Origin of the sequence: Bacillus sp. FSL K6-2865, from assembly GCF_040311405.1 — a bacterium.
In the GTDB taxonomy this organism is placed as follows: Bacteria; Bacillota; Bacilli; order Bacillales; family Bacillaceae; genus Bacillus; species Bacillus velezensis.
In genome coordinates this window covers 1,614,586-1,630,272 of sequence record NZ_CP152036.1, presented here as the reverse complement: position 1 = coordinate 1,630,272, position 15,687 = coordinate 1,614,586, and the positions used below count along the sequence as shown (strand labels likewise).

At 47.4% G+C, this 15,687-nt stretch carries 14 protein-coding genes; all 14 read right to left on the bottom strand.

Annotation, left to right across the window (positions count from 1 at the left end; genetic code table 11):
• Nucleotides 1-63: 63 nt before the first annotated feature.
• The 14 genes from ffh to sdaAB all read right to left on the bottom strand — a co-directional run bounded on the left by ffh (nucleotide 64) and on the right by sdaAB (nucleotide 15,604).
• A complete protein-coding gene (ffh, locus tag NYE42_RS08100) occupies nucleotides 64-1,404 on the bottom strand; it encodes a signal recognition particle protein (RefSeq protein WP_014417759.1) in 1,341 nt (446 codons plus the stop codon).
• 13 nt (nucleotides 1,405-1,417) lie between these two features.
• Nucleotides 1,418-1,750 carry a putative DNA-binding protein gene (locus NYE42_RS08095; RefSeq protein ID WP_003154299.1) on the bottom strand — a complete coding sequence of 111 codons (333 nt, stop codon included), beginning with the start codon at nucleotides 1,748-1,750 and terminating at the stop codon, nucleotides 1,418-1,420.
• A 121-nt stretch (nucleotides 1,751-1,871) separates the two neighbouring features.
• Nucleotides 1,872-2,642, bottom strand: a complete 771-nt coding sequence (locus NYE42_RS08090; RefSeq protein ID WP_352426887.1) for a phosphotransferase — start codon at nucleotides 2,640-2,642, stop codon at nucleotides 1,872-1,874.
• A gap of 83 nt (nucleotides 2,643-2,725) precedes the next feature.
• The gene (gene ftsY / locus NYE42_RS08085) at nucleotides 2,726-3,715 is read right to left on the bottom strand and encodes a signal recognition particle-docking protein FtsY (protein WP_003154301.1); all 990 of its coding nucleotides are present in this window, start codon (nucleotides 3,713-3,715) and stop codon (nucleotides 2,726-2,728) included.
• Between the two features lie 19 nt (nucleotides 3,716-3,734).
• A complete protein-coding gene (smc, locus tag NYE42_RS08080; RefSeq protein ID WP_352426886.1) occupies nucleotides 3,735-7,295 on the bottom strand; it encodes a chromosome segregation protein SMC in 3,561 nt (1,186 codons plus the stop codon).
• Between the two features lie 101 nt (nucleotides 7,296-7,396).
• Nucleotides 7,397-8,146: a ribonuclease III gene (gene rncS, locus NYE42_RS08075; protein WP_007409760.1), complete on the bottom strand. Its 750-nt coding sequence runs from the start codon at nucleotides 8,144-8,146 to the stop codon at nucleotides 7,397-7,399.
• Between the two features lie 138 nt (nucleotides 8,147-8,284).
• Nucleotides 8,285-8,518 (bottom strand): acyl carrier protein, encoded by a 234-nt coding sequence (gene acpP, locus NYE42_RS08070; protein ID WP_003154310.1) that lies wholly within the window; start codon nucleotides 8,516-8,518, stop codon nucleotides 8,285-8,287.
• Between the two features lie 84 nt (nucleotides 8,519-8,602).
• Entirely contained in the window at nucleotides 8,603-9,343 is a 741-nt protein-coding gene (fabG, locus tag NYE42_RS08065) for a 3-oxoacyl-[acyl-carrier-protein] reductase (protein ID WP_003154312.1), read from the bottom strand.
• Complete coding sequence (gene fabD / locus NYE42_RS08060; protein WP_352426885.1) at nucleotides 9,336-10,289, bottom strand: ACP S-malonyltransferase; 954 nt, start codon at nucleotides 10,287-10,289, stop codon at nucleotides 9,336-9,338. Before fabD ends, fabG begins: the two co-directional genes overlap by 8 nt.
• A gap of 18 nt (nucleotides 10,290-10,307) precedes the next feature.
• Nucleotides 10,308-11,306 carry a phosphate acyltransferase PlsX gene (gene plsX / locus NYE42_RS08055; protein ID WP_007409758.1) on the bottom strand — a complete coding sequence of 333 codons (999 nt, stop codon included), beginning with the start codon at nucleotides 11,304-11,306 and terminating at the stop codon, nucleotides 10,308-10,310.
• A 13-nt stretch (nucleotides 11,307-11,319) separates the two neighbouring features.
• Entirely contained in the window at nucleotides 11,320-11,886 is a 567-nt protein-coding gene (gene fapR, locus NYE42_RS08050) for a transcription factor FapR (RefSeq protein ID WP_003154320.1), read from the bottom strand.
• A gap of 106 nt (nucleotides 11,887-11,992) precedes the next feature.
• A complete protein-coding gene (recG, locus tag NYE42_RS08045) occupies nucleotides 11,993-14,041 on the bottom strand; it encodes an ATP-dependent DNA helicase RecG (RefSeq protein WP_040238168.1) in 2,049 nt (682 codons plus the stop codon).
• The gene (gene sdaAA, locus NYE42_RS08040; RefSeq protein ID WP_352426884.1) at nucleotides 14,019-14,921 is read right to left on the bottom strand and encodes an L-serine ammonia-lyase, iron-sulfur-dependent, subunit alpha; all 903 of its coding nucleotides are present in this window, start codon (nucleotides 14,919-14,921) and stop codon (nucleotides 14,019-14,021) included. The genes recG and sdaAA overlap by 23 nt, the downstream gene beginning before the upstream one ends.
• Nucleotides 14,922-14,941: 20 nt before the next feature.
• On the bottom strand, nucleotides 14,942-15,604 hold the full coding sequence (sdaAB, locus tag NYE42_RS08035) for an L-serine ammonia-lyase, iron-sulfur-dependent subunit beta (RefSeq protein WP_003154325.1): 663 nt from the start codon (nucleotides 15,602-15,604) through the stop codon (nucleotides 14,942-14,944).
• Between the last annotated feature and the right edge of the window lie 83 nt (nucleotides 15,605-15,687).

The window sequence follows — 15,687 nt, the reverse complement described above, 5'->3', positions numbered from 1 at the left end:
AACAATGATAAAAGTGTTTGTAAAGTGTTTTTTCTTAACAACGGTTTTATCATGTATAACCGATTACATAAAAGGTAATTTAAAGCCTTTTTTCTTCCCTTTTGACATGTTGGTCATCTGCTTCATCATTTTTTTCATTTCCTCAAACTGCTTTAAAAGACGGTTGACTTCCTGAACGGATGTTCCGCTTCCTTTGGCAATCCGCTTCCGCCGGCTGGCGTTAATAATATCCGGCTGTTCTTTTTCAAGAACAGTCATTGATTTAATGATCGCTTCCACATGATTCAGCTGTTTTTCATCGACTTGGATGTTTTTTAAGCCTTTCATTTTGCCTGCGCCGGGCATCATTTGCAGCAGTTCGTCAAGAGGACCCATGTTTCGGACCTGGCCGAGCTGCTCCAGAAAATCATCCAATGTGAAGCTCATCGTTCTCATTTTCTGCTCAAGCTCTTTGGCTTTGTCTTCATCAACGGTCGCCTGAGCTTTTTCAATCAAGGTCAGCACGTCACCCATTCCGAGAATCCGGGATGCCATCCGTTCAGGATGGAACGCTTCAAGAGCATCGAGCTTTTCTCCCATTCCGGCGAATTTAATCGGCGTTTCGGTGACCGCGCGGATAGAAAGCGCCGCACCTCCGCGGGTATCCCCGTCAAGCTTTGTTAAAATGACGCCCGTTAAACCGAGCTGGTCATTAAAGCTTTTGGCGACGTTTACCGCATCCTGACCGGTCATTGAGTCGACGACAAGGAAAATTTCCTCAGGATTTGCGACTTCCTTTACGCCGGAGAGCTCATCCATCAGTTCATGATCGATGTGCAGCCGTCCGGCGGTATCTAAAATCACATAATCATGATGCTCTTCCTTCGCTTTTTCAATCGCCTGTCTGGCGATTTCCACCGGGCTGACCTGATCGCCAAGCGAAAAGACCGGCATATCAAGCTGTTTCCCCAGTGTTTCCAGCTGTTTAATCGCGGCGGGTCGGTAAATATCCGCAGCCACGAGCAGCGGTTTGCGGTTATGTTTTTTGCGCAGCAGGTTGGCAAGCTTCCCCGTGGTTGTCGTTTTACCGGCACCTTGGAGCCCGACCATCATAATAACGGTCGGCGGGCGTTTGGCGACGGCAATTTTGCTTTCTTCGCCGCCCATCAGCTCGGTAAGCTCTTCTTTTACGACTTTAATAACCTGCTGACCGGGTGTCAGACTCTGCATAACGTCCTGTCCGACAGCCCGTTCACTTACTTTTTTCACAAAATCCTTTACGACTTTAAAGTTAACGTCAGCCTCAAGAAGCGCAAGACGAACTTCACGCATCATCTCTTTTACGTCTTGTTCGCTGACTTTTCCTTTTCCGCGGATTTTTGAAATCGTCTTTTGCAGTCGGTCGGCTAATCCTTCAAATGCCATTGTTTGCCGCCTCCTAATCTAATTTCTCAAGCGCTTCAATCAGAGCCGTCATTTTTTCCTCTTCCTGCAAACCGGAAGCAAGCTCTTTCAGCTTTGTAAACATTTCTTTACGCTCCTGAAACTTTTTAAAAAGGAGCAGTTTTTCTTCATATTGTTCAAGCATCGCTTCAGTCCGTTTGATGTTATCGTAAACGGCTTGCCTTGAAACGTCATACTCTTCGGCTATTTCACCAAGGGAGAAATCGTCCAGATAATAAAGCGACATATAGCTCTTTTGTTTTGACGTCAGCAACGACTGATAGAAGTCAAATAAATAGTTCATTCTCGTCGTTTTTTCGAGCGACATTTGAGCTCTCCCCTTTGTTAAGTCAAATCCCTTTACAAAAACTTAGTTTACATGGTTTCAGAGCGTGTGTCAAGTTTTTATCTTGTCAAAGCAGGATGCTCTTTTTACATAATAAGTTTTTTTAAAAAAATTCATATAGACCGTCGTTAAAATACTCGAATTCTTGTTTTGATACACGATAGCGGCAATAGCCTTCGTAAAAAGCATTGAGGCATGCTTCATTTGTGACAAAATGACTGATCGCTAATGATTCATCATATCGCGGATCTCCCGCCGATATTCCCGCAGCATCGATAAACAGATAGACCTCTCCGTCTTTCACCAGCACATTATCAGTCGTGCAGTCACCGTGAATCATTGTCTGCTGAACAGGAACAGGCCTGTACCTGTCCAATTCCTTCAAAAGCTCTGCACTTCCTTCAGCCTGTCCTTTTTTGACATATTCCCCGGCTCGTTTGATTTGCAGATCGAGCCAGTCTGATTCCGGCTGTAAACCAGAGACCATTTCGGTTTCATGCAGCCGTTGCAGAAACCGGCCGAAACTTTTGATCAGCTTTTTCTCTTCGGTATCCCCTTTTGCTTTTCTTAAAGCCGAAGTCAGGGTGATTCCATCCTCAAATGACATGATGATATGGCTGGCATGCTGTTCCTGTATCATCCCATAATAAATAGGAACAGGCAGACGACGAGTTTCCGTCAGTTTTTGTAAAACGAAGGCTTCTCTCATTAACCATTCCCGATACTTCTGTTGAAAAGAACTTTTCAGCAGAAATGCGTCTTGGCCGGCCACTATTTTTCGAACGGTTGAAGTGCCTCCCTGTTCATCCAACAGCGACATATGGTTTATCGCGCCGATCTTACTTTCCAATTCAGCTTTCAGCCATTTGTCCAACAATTGCCCCCTCCATTCCGATCTATCAATGCGTATAAAAAAACGAGTATAAAACCGTCCATTTTATACTCGTTTTTTATTCATTAATCCTCGGCTTTTTCAACTAAATCAGAAAAGAGACCGTATACGTAAGATTCTGCATCAAACCGCTGGAGATCGTCAACCTTTTCTCCGAGGCCGACCAGTTTCACGGGGATGTGAAGCTCATTGCGGATCGCCAGGACGATACCGCCTTTAGCGGTGCCGTCAAGCTTCGTTAACGCGATACCCGTCACATTCGTCGCTTTGGAGAATTCTTTCGCCTGCGCCATCGCATTTTGGCCTGTCGTCGCGTCCAGCGCAAGGAGAACCTCATGCGGAGCCTCAGGCACTTCGCGTTCGATGACGCGTTTGACTTTTTCAAGCTCTTTCATTAAGTTTACTTTATTCTGAAGGCGGCCGGCCGTATCACAAATCAGCACATCCGCTCCTCTTGCTTTAGCCGCGTGTACGGCATCATAAATAACCGCAGCAGGGTCGCTTCCGGCAGCCTGTTTAATGACAGGCACGCCTGTACGCTCCCCCCACACTTCAAGCTGTTCAATCGCCCCGGCTCTGAAGGTGTCTCCGGCAGCGAGCACAACGGATTTGCCTTCATTCTTCAGCTTATGGGCAAGTTTTCCGATCGTTGTCGTTTTTCCGACGCCGTTTACCCCGACAAGCAGAATAACGTTCAGGCGCCCGTCCTGAATATTTAATTCAGAAATCTGTTCGTCGCCGCTGTTATAAATGTCGACAAGCTTTTCAGAAATGACGGACTGCACTTCCTGAGGATCCTGGATGTTTTTCAGCTTCACTTCTTTTTTGAGCTCATCAATCAGCTCCATGACGGTTGTAAAACCTACGTCAGCGCCAATCAGCACTTCCTCAAGCTCTTCGAAGAAATCCTCGTCGACTTTCCGGTAGCGGGAGACGAGTTCGTTCACTTTATTTGAGAAGGAATTTCTTGTTTTTTCAAGACCATCTTTAAATTTTTCAGAGACGGAGTCTGTCTGTTTCGTGATTTTCTCTTTTAATTTTTTAAAAAAGCTCATCTTTCAACCTCTTTCCTCGTTACTGAACGAATTCTTTTGTTTCTTCCAGTTTGACCGAAACCATTCGGGAAACGCCGGATTCCTGCATCGTAACACCGTAGAGGACATCCGCTTCTTCCATGGTGCCTTTTCTGTGGGTGATGACGATAAACTGGCTGTCGCCGCTGTATTTTTTTAAATATTGCGCAAACCTGAATACATTGGCTTCATCAAGCGCAGCTTCCACTTCATCAAGGACGCAGAACGGCACGGGCCTTACTTTCAGAATGGAGAATAAAAGGGCAATGGCAGTCAGCGCCCGTTCTCCCCCTGACAAAAGATTTAAGTTTTGCAGTTTTTTACCCGGAGGCTGCGCGATAATGTCCACCCCGGAATTAAGAAGATCATTCGGATCAGTCAGCTTCAGTTCAGCCCGTCCTCCTCCGAATAAAGAACGGAACACGTCGTTGAATTGAGAACGGATCTGGATAAACGTTTCATGGAATCGCTTCGTCATTTCAGAATCCATTTCTTCAATGACTTGAAACAGTGTATTTTTCGCTTCCGTCAGGTCATTTTTCTGCTCTGTTAAAAACTGATACCGTTCGTTTACTCTTTCAAATTCATCGATGCTGCCGAGATTGACCGTTCCGAGCTCTTCAATTGAAAGCTTGATCAGTTTGACCCGTTTTCTCGCCTCTTCAGGCTCGAGTTCGAGCTGATATTGTTCTTTTGCTCCTTCAAAGGATAAGCTGTATTCCTCGCGTAAATACTGCAAGAGATTATCAAGCTCAACTTCCATCCGGCCGAGTTTTACCTCTTCATCTTTCAGAATGTCTGTTTTTTGCTTATACAGACGCTTCATCTCTTTCAGTTCAAGCTCGTTCGTATCAAGAGCCCGCTGGAGCTTCACACGCTGGTCGCGCCGGCTGGCGATCAATTCGATCGTTCTCGTTTTATCGTGAAGCTTGTGATGGGCTGCTTTTTCAAGCTGCTCCTCACCGCTTGTGCTGGACGTCATCTCTGAGGTCAGGAGGCTTAAATCTTCCCGTGTTTCTTTCAGAGCGAGCTGCGTTTCTTCAAGCTCTTTTTTCAGCCGTTTGAGGTTGTCTTCTTCACTCGAACAAGCCTGTTCTTTTTTCGCAGCAGCCACTTTACATTCCGTCAGTTCATGAGAGAGCGTTTCTTTTGTTGAGGATAGGGTCTGCTTTTGTTTTGTCAGCCTTTCCATCTCTTCCTCAAGCTCTTTCAGCTGGCCGGATGCCTCACTCAGCTGTTCTTCCAGAGCTGATTTGCGCGTCTCTTTTTCCCGGCTGCTTTCCGTCAGTGATGCTTTCTCCTGATCGTAAAGCTCCAGATGGGTATTGATGTTCTTTTCAGCGACTTCGAGTTCATACAGCCTGCCTTTTACATCCTGCTGCTTTGTTCTGTAAGATTCACCGTCTTCACGGAGACCGCTCAGCGTATGTTCAAGCTCTTGAATGGCCTGCTTCAGCGTTTTGACCTCTTTTTCGAGCAGAGCTGTTTTTTCTTCCATTTCGGCAAGCCGCGCAGTCACCGTCTCAAGCTCACGGCTTCTGCCGAGCAGAGAATTGTTTTTCTTTTTGACCGCGCCGCCTGTCATTGATCCGCCTGGATTGACGACATCTCCCTCAAGCGTCACGATGCGGTAGCGGTGCCCGAGAAGCTTGGCCAGTTCATTCGCGCCTTTTAAATCTTCAGTGATCAGCACGGTGCCGAGAAGGTTTTGAATGACATTCCGATACGCGGCATCATATGTGACAAGCCCGCTCGCTGTGCCGAGGAAAGACGGATGCTTCTGAGCCGTCTGTTCATCACGGGTTTGGAGCTGGCGCGGTTTCATAACCGTAAGCGGCAGGAACGTCGCGCGGCCGAAGGAATTCTGTTTTAAATATTGAATCGCTTTCCGCGCCGCCTGCTCATCGTCTGTGACAACGTGCTGCGCCGCTGCGCCGAGTGCAATCTCGATCGCCGTTTCATATTTTTGTTCGGTGGCAATCAGTTCGAGAACGGCGCCGCGGATGCCGCCGAGCTGCTCTTTCTGCTTCAGCACTTCTTTTACGCCTTGGTAAAATCCTGAAAAATCGCCTTGCATCGTTTCAAGCATATCTTTTTTGGATCTGGCCTGCTGGACAAATTGATATGCCTGATACAGCGCTGATTCTTTCTTTTCATACTGGCGTTTTTTCTGTTCATATGCTGTCTGAACTTCGCGAAAGCGGACGACCTGATTGTGAATATCCTCTTCAACGGCGGCCAATTCTTCTTCGCACGCCGCTTTGCGGACTGTAATATCGTTACGTTCTTCAAGATATTTTTCATTGTTTGCGGTCAGTCTCGCCTGCTGGACCGCAGATTGGGACATCTGGTCATCTAAAAGCTGCAGCTCGTTGCGAATCGACGCCTGGCTGTTTAACAATTCAAAGTAATCGCTTTTTAATTGTTCAATTTTCTCTTCTACATTTTCATTATGCAGACTGAGAGCCTGCTGCTTTTCTTTCACTTGGGCGTTTAACCGCTTCACTTCCGCACGCAGCTTATCATAGACGGCAGACTGTTTTTCAATGTCCGCTTTCAGTTCGGCTTCTTTGTTCGTGTAATGTGTAACGGATTCCTCAAGCTGTTCCCGGTTTTGCGCGGCGTTTTTTTTGCGCTCTTTCAGCACTTCTTTCCGGCCTTCCAGCTTTTCCAGCTCTTCACTTGTCACGAGCAGAACCTGCTGCAGCTCGTTGACGGATTCATCAAGCGCGTGGATTTTATCTCTCGTCTCTTCTATCATCGCTTCTTTTGCGGATAGAGCCGATGATTCCGCCAATTCTTCTTCTTTAGCAGCCTGCACCTTGTCTTTTAAACCCGACCATCTGCCATGCAGTTCTTCGATATCAAAGGCTGTAAGGGCAATTTCGACATGCTCAAGCTCTTTCTTTTTTTCTAAGTAGTCCTTGGCGATTGAAGCCTGGATTTTCAGCGGTTCGACCTGATCTTCAAGCTCGTGGAGAATATCTTCCACCCTGTTTAAGTTATCCTGCGTCTCAAACAGTTTGTTTTCCGCTTTTTTCTTTCTTGTTTTATATTTCAGCACGCCGGCCGCTTCTTCAAAAATACTGCGGCGGTCTTCCGCTTTGCTGCTGAGAATCTCTTCGACTTTCCCCTGGCTGATAATAGAGAATGCTTCTTTTCCGAGCCCGGAGTCCATAAATAAGTCAATGATGTCTTTCAAACGGCACTGCTGATTGTTGATGAGAAATTCACTCTCTCCGGAACGGTACACCCGTCTCGTCACGCTGACTTCGTGATAATCGATCGGGAGAAAATGATCTTCATTATCAAGCGTTAACGTGACTTCGGCAAGGTTCAGCCGCTTGCGCGAATCACTTCCCGCAAAAATGATATCTTCCATTTTTCCGCCCCGAAGCGAGCGGGCTGATTGTTCGCCGAGCACCCAGCGGATGGCTTCGGTAATGTTGCTCTTTCCGCTGCCGTTCGGACCGACAACGGCCGTGACGCCTTTTACAAAGTCAACGGATATCCGTTCTGCAAATGATTTAAATCCTATAACGTCTAAACGTTTGAGGAACATCCCAGATCCTCCTTATCGTATAAGTATCTCAATATTATCATAATCACCCGCTTATATCAGGCGCAGACATACTGAAATCCCCCTAGGGATACAGGGGGATTTTATTGTTTCGTATGATGTTTTTGCAATTTTGCAAGAGCTTCCTGTGCCGCATGCTGCTCGGCTTCTTTTTTGGAACGTCCGTTCCCGATACCGAGCGCCTCACCTTTAAGAGAGACTAGCGCCTCGAATTCCCGGTTGTGGGCAGGCCCTTTTTCATTGAGAATTTTGTACTCAAGCGATCCTTTTCCGTCCCGCTGTACAAATTCTTGAAGCTGGCTTTTGAAATCCATCACATGAGAAAAAGCACCATCGTTTATTTTAGGGAACACGTACACTTTCAGGAATTGCTGAACCGGGTCAAGGCCCTGATCCAGATACAGTGCGCCGATAAACGCTTCAAACACATCCGCTAAAAGCGCAGGACGCTTTCTGCCGCCCGTCATTTCTTCTCCTTTTCCCAAGAGAACAAGATCGCCGAATGACAATTCATGGGCAAGTGAGACGAGTGACGGCTCGCATACGATAGCGGCTCTCAGCTTCGTCAAATCTCCTTCACTCATGGCCGGATATTTGGCAAATAAGAATTGGGAGATCGTCAGTTCCAAAACAGCGTCACCTAAAAATTCAAGCCTTTCATTGTCTTCATACGGCTTTTTCCGATGCTCATTCACATAAGATGAATGTGTAAATGCTTGATACAAAAGTTTCTCGTTTTGAAAATGAACCGAAATCCGTTCTTGGAACTCTTTAAATTGCTCTATTTTTTTATAGAACTTTTTTTTATCTTTAAAATGTGAGTGTTTTGACATAGTAACCTCCATAGGCACATCAGGTTCACCGCGCTCCCCGCCGTAAACGGAATCGGCAGCGCGTACAGCGTCAGACGCCGGTAACCGAACGATTAAAGGGCTAAAGCCCCGCTGTCAGGCGGGACTTTTAGCATCAGCTTATTGCTGGTTTTGTATGTAGTTCACAGCGTCGCCGACTGTTGCAATCTTTTCAGCATCTTCGTCAGAAATCTCCATATCAAACTCGTCTTCAAGTTCCATAACAAGCTCAACTACATCTAGGGAATCAGCACCTAAGTCTTCCTTGAAAGAAGCTTCAAGTTTGACGTCAGCTTCATCAACGCCAAGGCGGTCTACGATGATTTTCGTTACACGCTCTAATGTATCTGCCATAGCAATTCACCTCCCCTCAAGTATTATAGAGGATTCGTTTTTAAAAAACTAGAGAAACTAGGATGAAATTTTAAAAACAAATCTTTACATCACCATTCCGCCGTCAATATGAAGGGTTTGGCCCGTCATATAACGCGATCCTTCAGAAGCAAGGAACGTAACAACGCTGCTGATATCGGAAGGATCACCGAAACGCGCGAGCGGAATCTGCTTCAGCATTTCATCTTGGACTTCTTTAGAAAGCTTGTCCGTCATATCCGTGGAAATAAAGCCCGGAGCAATGGCATTGACCGTAATATTTCGGCTCGCAAGCTCTTTGGCTGATGACTTCGTTAAGCCGATTACACCGGCTTTTGCCGCCACATAGTTTGCCTGGCCGGGGTTTCCGCTGACGCCGACGATTGATGATACGTTGATAATCCGGCCGGAGCGCTGTTTCATCATCTGTCTTGTCACGGCTTTCGTGCAGTTGAATACACCTTTTAAGTTAATGTTAATGACGTCATCCCATTCATTTTCTTTCATTCTCATCAGAAGATTGTCTTTTGTGATCCCCGCATTGTTCACGAGAATGTCGATTGAAGAAAATGCAGCGACAGCCTCTTTCATCATGTTTTGTACTTCTTCGGAATTTGATACATCGGCTTTTACCGCGATCGCGTTTCGGCCCAAAGATTTGATTTCATCTACGACTTCGTTCGCTTTCGCTTCATTCCCGGAGTAGTTGACTACTACGTTACAGCCGTTTTTCGCAAGATCAAGCGCGATCGCCCGCCCGATTCCGCGGGACGCTCCCGTTACCACTGCTGTTTTTTCATTAAGCATCCTGATTCTCCTCCTTCAGCGTTTGAATCGCCAGTTCGATGGTTTCATGGTCAGAAACCGCGATTGTTTTAAGGCGGCGGTTCACCTTTTTCACAAGGCCTGAAAGCACTTTTCCCGGCCCGATTTCAACAAACGTCGTGACGCCTTCGTCAATCAGTTTGTTAATGGTTTCTTCAAAGCGAACAGGTGAGTACAGCTGTTCGATCAGTTTTTTCTTGATATCGTCTTTTTCTGTCATAACGTCAGCCGAAACGTTTGAAATCACGGGAACAGCCGCATTTTTTAACTCACAGGCGCTGAGCACCTCCTCGAGTTTTTGCGCTGCCGGCTTCATTAATTCAGAATGGAACGGTCCGCTTACTTCTAATGGGATTGCCCGTTTTGCTCCGTTGTTTTTCGCTTCTTCTGAAGCCAGCTCCACGCCTTTTGCCGTTCCGGAAATGACGATCTGGCCGGGGCAGTTCAAGTTTGCAAGCTGTACGAGATGACCGTTTTCCGTCACTTGATCCGTTACCTTTTTCAAGGACTCCGCATCCATGCCGAGAATAGCGGCCATGGCGCCTTCTCCGGCCGGCACGGCTTCATTCATGAATTCTCCCCGTTTTCTTACCGTGTAAACGGCATCCTTAAATGTCATCGCTCCCGCCGCAACAAGCGCCGAATATTCTCCGAGGCTGTGGCCGGCGGTGAAATCAGGCGTGATGCCGGATTCTTTAAACTTTTCCAATACGGCGATGCTCGTTGTCAACAGCGCAGGCTGCGCATTGTATGTAAGGGTTAATTCTTCGGCGTCGCCTTCAAAAATGAGCGAGCTCAGCTTTGTTTCAAGCGTTTCATCCGCTTCATCAAAAATACCTTTTGACGCTTCTTCGCGTTCGTACAGGTCTTTTCCCATACCGATATATTGTGATCCCTGTCCGGGAAATAAAAATGCAATCTTACTCATGATGCGGTAACCTCCAGACTACTCATCTGTTTTTTCTTCTTTTACTTCTTCTTCTATAAATGCGGCCACGTTTTGGCTGACCATTTCTCTCGCCTGGCGCAGCGCATGGTAAACAGCGCGTGCGTCAGAAGAGCCGTGCGCTTTAACGACGGGCGCTTTCAAACCGAAAAGACTCGCCCCGCCGTACTCAGAATAGTCCATTTTCAGTTTCATTTCCATCAGCTTCGGCTTCAGCACTCCCGCTGCGAGCTTAGAAACAAAACTTGAAGTCAGTGTATCTTTCAGCATTTTGAAAATCGATAACGCTGAACCTTCCAATGTTTTCAACGTGACGTTGCCCGTAAAGCCGTCTGTGACAATGACGTCAGCAGCGCCTTCGAGCAAGTCTCTCGCCTCAACGTTTCCGACAAAATTCACGTTTGTTTCTTTTAATAATTCAAACGTCTTTTTTGTCAGGTCGTTTCCTTTCTTTTCTTCCGTGCCGACATTTAACAATCCGACGCGGGGCGAGCTGATTCCGAGAACCTGCCGGGCATATACAGATCCCATAATTCCGTACTGGACGAGATGCTCCGGTTTGGCATCGACATTGGCTCCCACGTCCAAAAGAAGGAAACCGTCGCCTGAAACGGTCGGAAGCGTCGGCGCAAGCGCAGGCCGGTCGATTCCTTTAATTCTGCCGACGATAAACAGTCCCGCTGTCATGAGTGCGCCCGTATTCCCCGCTGAGATGCAGGCGTCCGCTCTGTTTTCAGCCACTTCCTGCGCCATCAGCACCATAGAAGAGTTTTTCTTTCTGCGTACGGCGCGGACCGGTTCATCCGTCGGTTCAATCACTTCATCGGCGTGCAACACAGTGATGCGGTCTGATGTTGTTGGCAAGTGTGATTCTATCGTTGTCTTGTCACCGACCAGCGTAATATGAAGATCGTCAAATGCCTCAATACTCTTCATTACTCCGTCAATAACAGCTTTGGGTGCGTTGTCGCCCCCCATTGCATCTACAGCTATTCTCATGCATGCTCCACCTTTATGATTGTTTTGAACGGTACATGTCAAAGCTGCCGGAGAACACGACTTCTTCTCCCACATAGCTGTTGACTTCAACTACCGTTCTGCCTTTTTCTTTTTCGACTGCCGTCACTTTGGCTTTCGCAACGACGCGCTCGCCTTCTTTCACCTGTCTTGTAAAGCGGATATTTGCGCTTGCGGTCAGCGCCAGCTCATCATCAATGACGGCTACGGCGAGTGAGTTCGCCTGCGCAAACAAATGATGCCCCCGCGCAATTTGATTGCGGCTGAAGACATGCTCGCGTCTTACTTCTAATATGGAAATGGCCTGGCCGTCAAGCTCCAGATCAATAATTTCACCGATCACTTCGTCTAAAGACAGTGATTTCACTTCATCATCAAGCGTTTGTTCTGCCACGTTTTTAATTCTTTCCCTCAGCTCCGGTATTGAGAGCTCTAAGCGGTCTAAACGGATCGTCTGAATGCTGACGCCGAATTTCCCCGCTAATTCTTCATCTGTGATGAAGGGTGTCGATTTGATCGTCTGCTGCAATAATTTTTGGCGTTCTTTCTTGCTTCTTCTCATCTGTAAACACCATCCGGACAATTAAGACTAGGTACTAATAGTAGTATATAATCTCATAGATTGGAATGCAATGATTGTTTTTTGAAAGCCGCCGAATTTTGCAGAATCAGCTTAATTTCTCCCCTTCCAGGACGCCGCTTGAAAGTAATTGACCGCGCAGCATGCGGTATTCGTCATCTTTCCAAAAAGCCTCTGAAGACACCAGATTGGCCGCATCCTGGCGGGCCGTCTCCAAAGCTCTGTAGTCATGAACCATATCCGCCACCTTGAACTCGGGCATACCGCTCTGTTTTTTTCCGAAGAAATCACCGGGGCCGCGCAGTTCAAGGTCCTTTTCAGACAGCTCGAAGCCGTCGTTTGTCTCTGACATGATTCTCATCCGTTCCTTCCCGGTTTCGGATTTCGGATCTGCCATCAAGATGCAGAAAGATTGGTGGTCTCCCCGCCCGACCCGGCCGCGGAGCTGATGGAGCTGAGATAACCCGAAACGGTCGGCGTCATAGATGACCATAATCGTCGCATTCGGCACGTTCACGCCGACTTCTACGACGGTTGTTGATACAAGTACCTGACATTGATTGGCGCTGAATTCTCTCATCACCTGATCTTTTTCATCAGAATGGAGCTTCCCGTGCATCAGGCCGACATTCCATTTACCGCGGTAAACGTCAGACAGCATGTTATATACGTCAATCGCATTCTGTACATCCAGTTTATCCGACTCTTCAATGAGCGGGCAGATAATATAGGCTTGCCTTCCCTGCTTCAGCTCTTTTTCTATAAAAGCCAAAATCCGCTCCAGCATGTCGTGTTTCACCCAATACGTTTCGATTTGTTTTCGCCCCGCGGGCATTTCATCTATTACGGAAACATCCATTTCTCCGAAGACGGTAATGGCCAGCGTTCTCGGAATCGGGGTGGCTGTCATAAACAGCACATCCGGATCCTGACCTTTATTCTTGAGTTTTTTGCGCTGTTCGACCCCGAACCGGTGCTGCTCGTCCGTAATAACAAAGCTCAGCGCTTTAAATTCCACTTCATCCTGGATTAAAGCATGGGTCCCTACTAAAATATCAATCTCTCCGAGAGCAAGCCGCTCCAAAAGCTCCCTGCGCCGCTTTCCTTTGACAGAACTCGTCAAAAGCGCGATATTTACATCTTCATTTGCAAACAACGATACGAGAGAATCTGCATGCTGTTCGGCCAGAATTTCAGTCGGCACCATTAATGCCCCCTGATACCCCGACAAAATCGCAGCGTACAAAGCGATGGCGGCGACGGCCGTTTTCCCTGAACCGACATCACCTTGCAGCAGACGGTTCATTCGGTAAGGGGATGTCATATCAGCGGTAATTTCCCGAAGCACGCGCGTCTGTGCGGTTGTGAGCGAAAACGGCAGGCTGTCTGTGAAAGCGGCGAGCTTTTCAGCAGGAAACACATGGCTGATGCCTTTTGACTGTTCCCTTTCCGCTTTACGGAACGCCTGCATTTTCAGCTGAAATAATAAGAATTCCTCGTAAACAAACCGGCGTCTTGCCTGCTGTAACGATTCCCGCGTTTCAGGCTGATGCATCGTCTGCAGGGCATGTTTGTAGTCAGGAAGCTTGTAGCGGATTCTCAATTTTTCAGGAAGCGGATCAGCCGCACTGTCCAAATGATGCTGCAGCGCTTCCTTAATAAACCGTCTCATCATTTTTACGGTGACGTTTTCTTTAACGGAATAAACAGGCTCAATGCTTTTATCTTCTTGATGAGGACCGTTTTTTAATTCCTGCACGGAAACGGTCTGTCTGTGTTTATCCCATTTCCCGGATATCGTGACGACAGAACCTAACGTCAGTTTCTTTTTTAAGTAGGGACGGTTAAAGCAGACCGCGGTAATTAAATAATTGCCGACAAGCACCCTGAATGTCAGCCTGTTTCGTTTTTTGCCGTAATAGGTAAGAGAAGGTTCTGAATGAACCTTCCCTTCTACCGTCACTCTTTCTTCATGTTTTACTTCTTCTAAATCCCTCAGCTCATAGTCGTCATAACGGTAAGGGAAATAATTCAGAAGATCAGAAATGTCATAGATACCAAGTTCGTGCAATGTTTTTTCTGTTTCCGGCCCAATGCCCTTAATTTCCGCTATACTAGTTTGCTGATGGTGTGTCACTTGATTTCAGCGCTCCTCCGAAAATTTTTTTCTCTAATTCTCTTCCCGTCGGTGTCGCGGCTAAACCGCCTTGTCCCGTTTCACGCAGTGCTGTCGGCATCGTCTGGCCGATTTTGTACATCGCGTCAATCACCTCATCGCAAGGAATGCGGCTTGTAATCCCGGCCAGCGCCATATCCGACGCGATCATTGCGTTGGATGCTCCCATTGCGTTTCGTTTGACACACGGCACTTCTACCAATCCGGCGACCGGGTCACATACGAGACCGAGCATATTTTTCAGTGTAATCGCCATTGCTTCCGCTGATTGCTGAGGCGTTCCGCCCGCCATTTCCACAATCGCAGCCGCTGCCATGCCTGATGCTGACCCGACTTCCGCCTGACAGCCTCCTGCCGCTCCTGAAATACTCGCATTATTTGCTACGACAAAACCGAACGCGCCGGCTGTAAACAGAAAACGGATCATTTGTTCTGTCGTAGGGTGCAGCTTATGCTTTACGGCGAATAACGTTCCCGGCACGACCCCGGCAGAGCCGGCGGTCGGTGTAGCGCAGATCGTTCCCATCGCCGCATTGACTTCATTTGTCGCCACAGCTTTAGAAACGGCGTCTAAAATCAGATTGCCCGACAGGCTTCTTCCCGATTGGATATATGCCTGAAGTTTCACGGCATCTCCGCCTGTTAAACCGGTCTGACTCGTGACGCCCTTCAGCCCTTTTTCAACAGCTGCTTCCATGACGGAGAGATTGCGCTCCATTCCTTGAAAGATTTCTTCCCGCGTTTTTTGCGTCACTTCCATCTCTTGGGTGATCATCACTTCCGAAATCGGAATTTGTTTTTCTTGAGTGATTTCTATTAATTCTTTTACATTACGAAACATGTCATTTTCCTCCTGACTTTTTAGTCAGCTATCTTAGTAACCTGTATAATATTAGGAAGTGTTGAAAGCTCGTCAAGCACTTCTTCTTCAATATTCTGATCGACCTCAATCGTCATCAGCGCAAGCTGGCCGACGTCCTTACGCGCCACTTCCATATGTCCGACGTTGATGGAGAATTTCGCAAGCACATTGGCAACACCTGCAATCGTGCCGAATTTATCATTGTGAACGACTAAAATAGCCGGATGGTTTCCGGACAAACGCAGCTCAAAGCCGTTGAGCTCCGTGATTTCTATTTTCCCGCCGCCGATGGAAATACCGGTAAGGGCAAGCTCTCCCTCATCATCAGAAATGACGATGCGCGCTGTATTCGGATGAACGGGCACGGCATCCTCTGTACGGAACTCTACATATATGCCCTTCTCTTCCGCAATTTGAATCGCTGTTTTAATCCGTTCATCAAATGTATCAAAATCAAGCAGGCCGCCGATAATCGCGACATCAGTGCCGTGACCCTTATACGTCTCCGCAAATGATCCGTAAAAAGACACAACGATCCGGCGGGGCTCCCGCCTGAATAAGCTTCTGGCCACTCTGCCGATCCGGGCGGCGCCTGCGGTATGTGAACTGGACGGACCGATCATTACCGGGCCGATAATATCAAAAACGCTTCTATACTTCATGCTGGTTTGCTCCTCCTTAACATCACTTCATTCAGCGCTTTTCTTTAGACTAATTGAACATTTCTCAATTGGCAAGCAGGCAC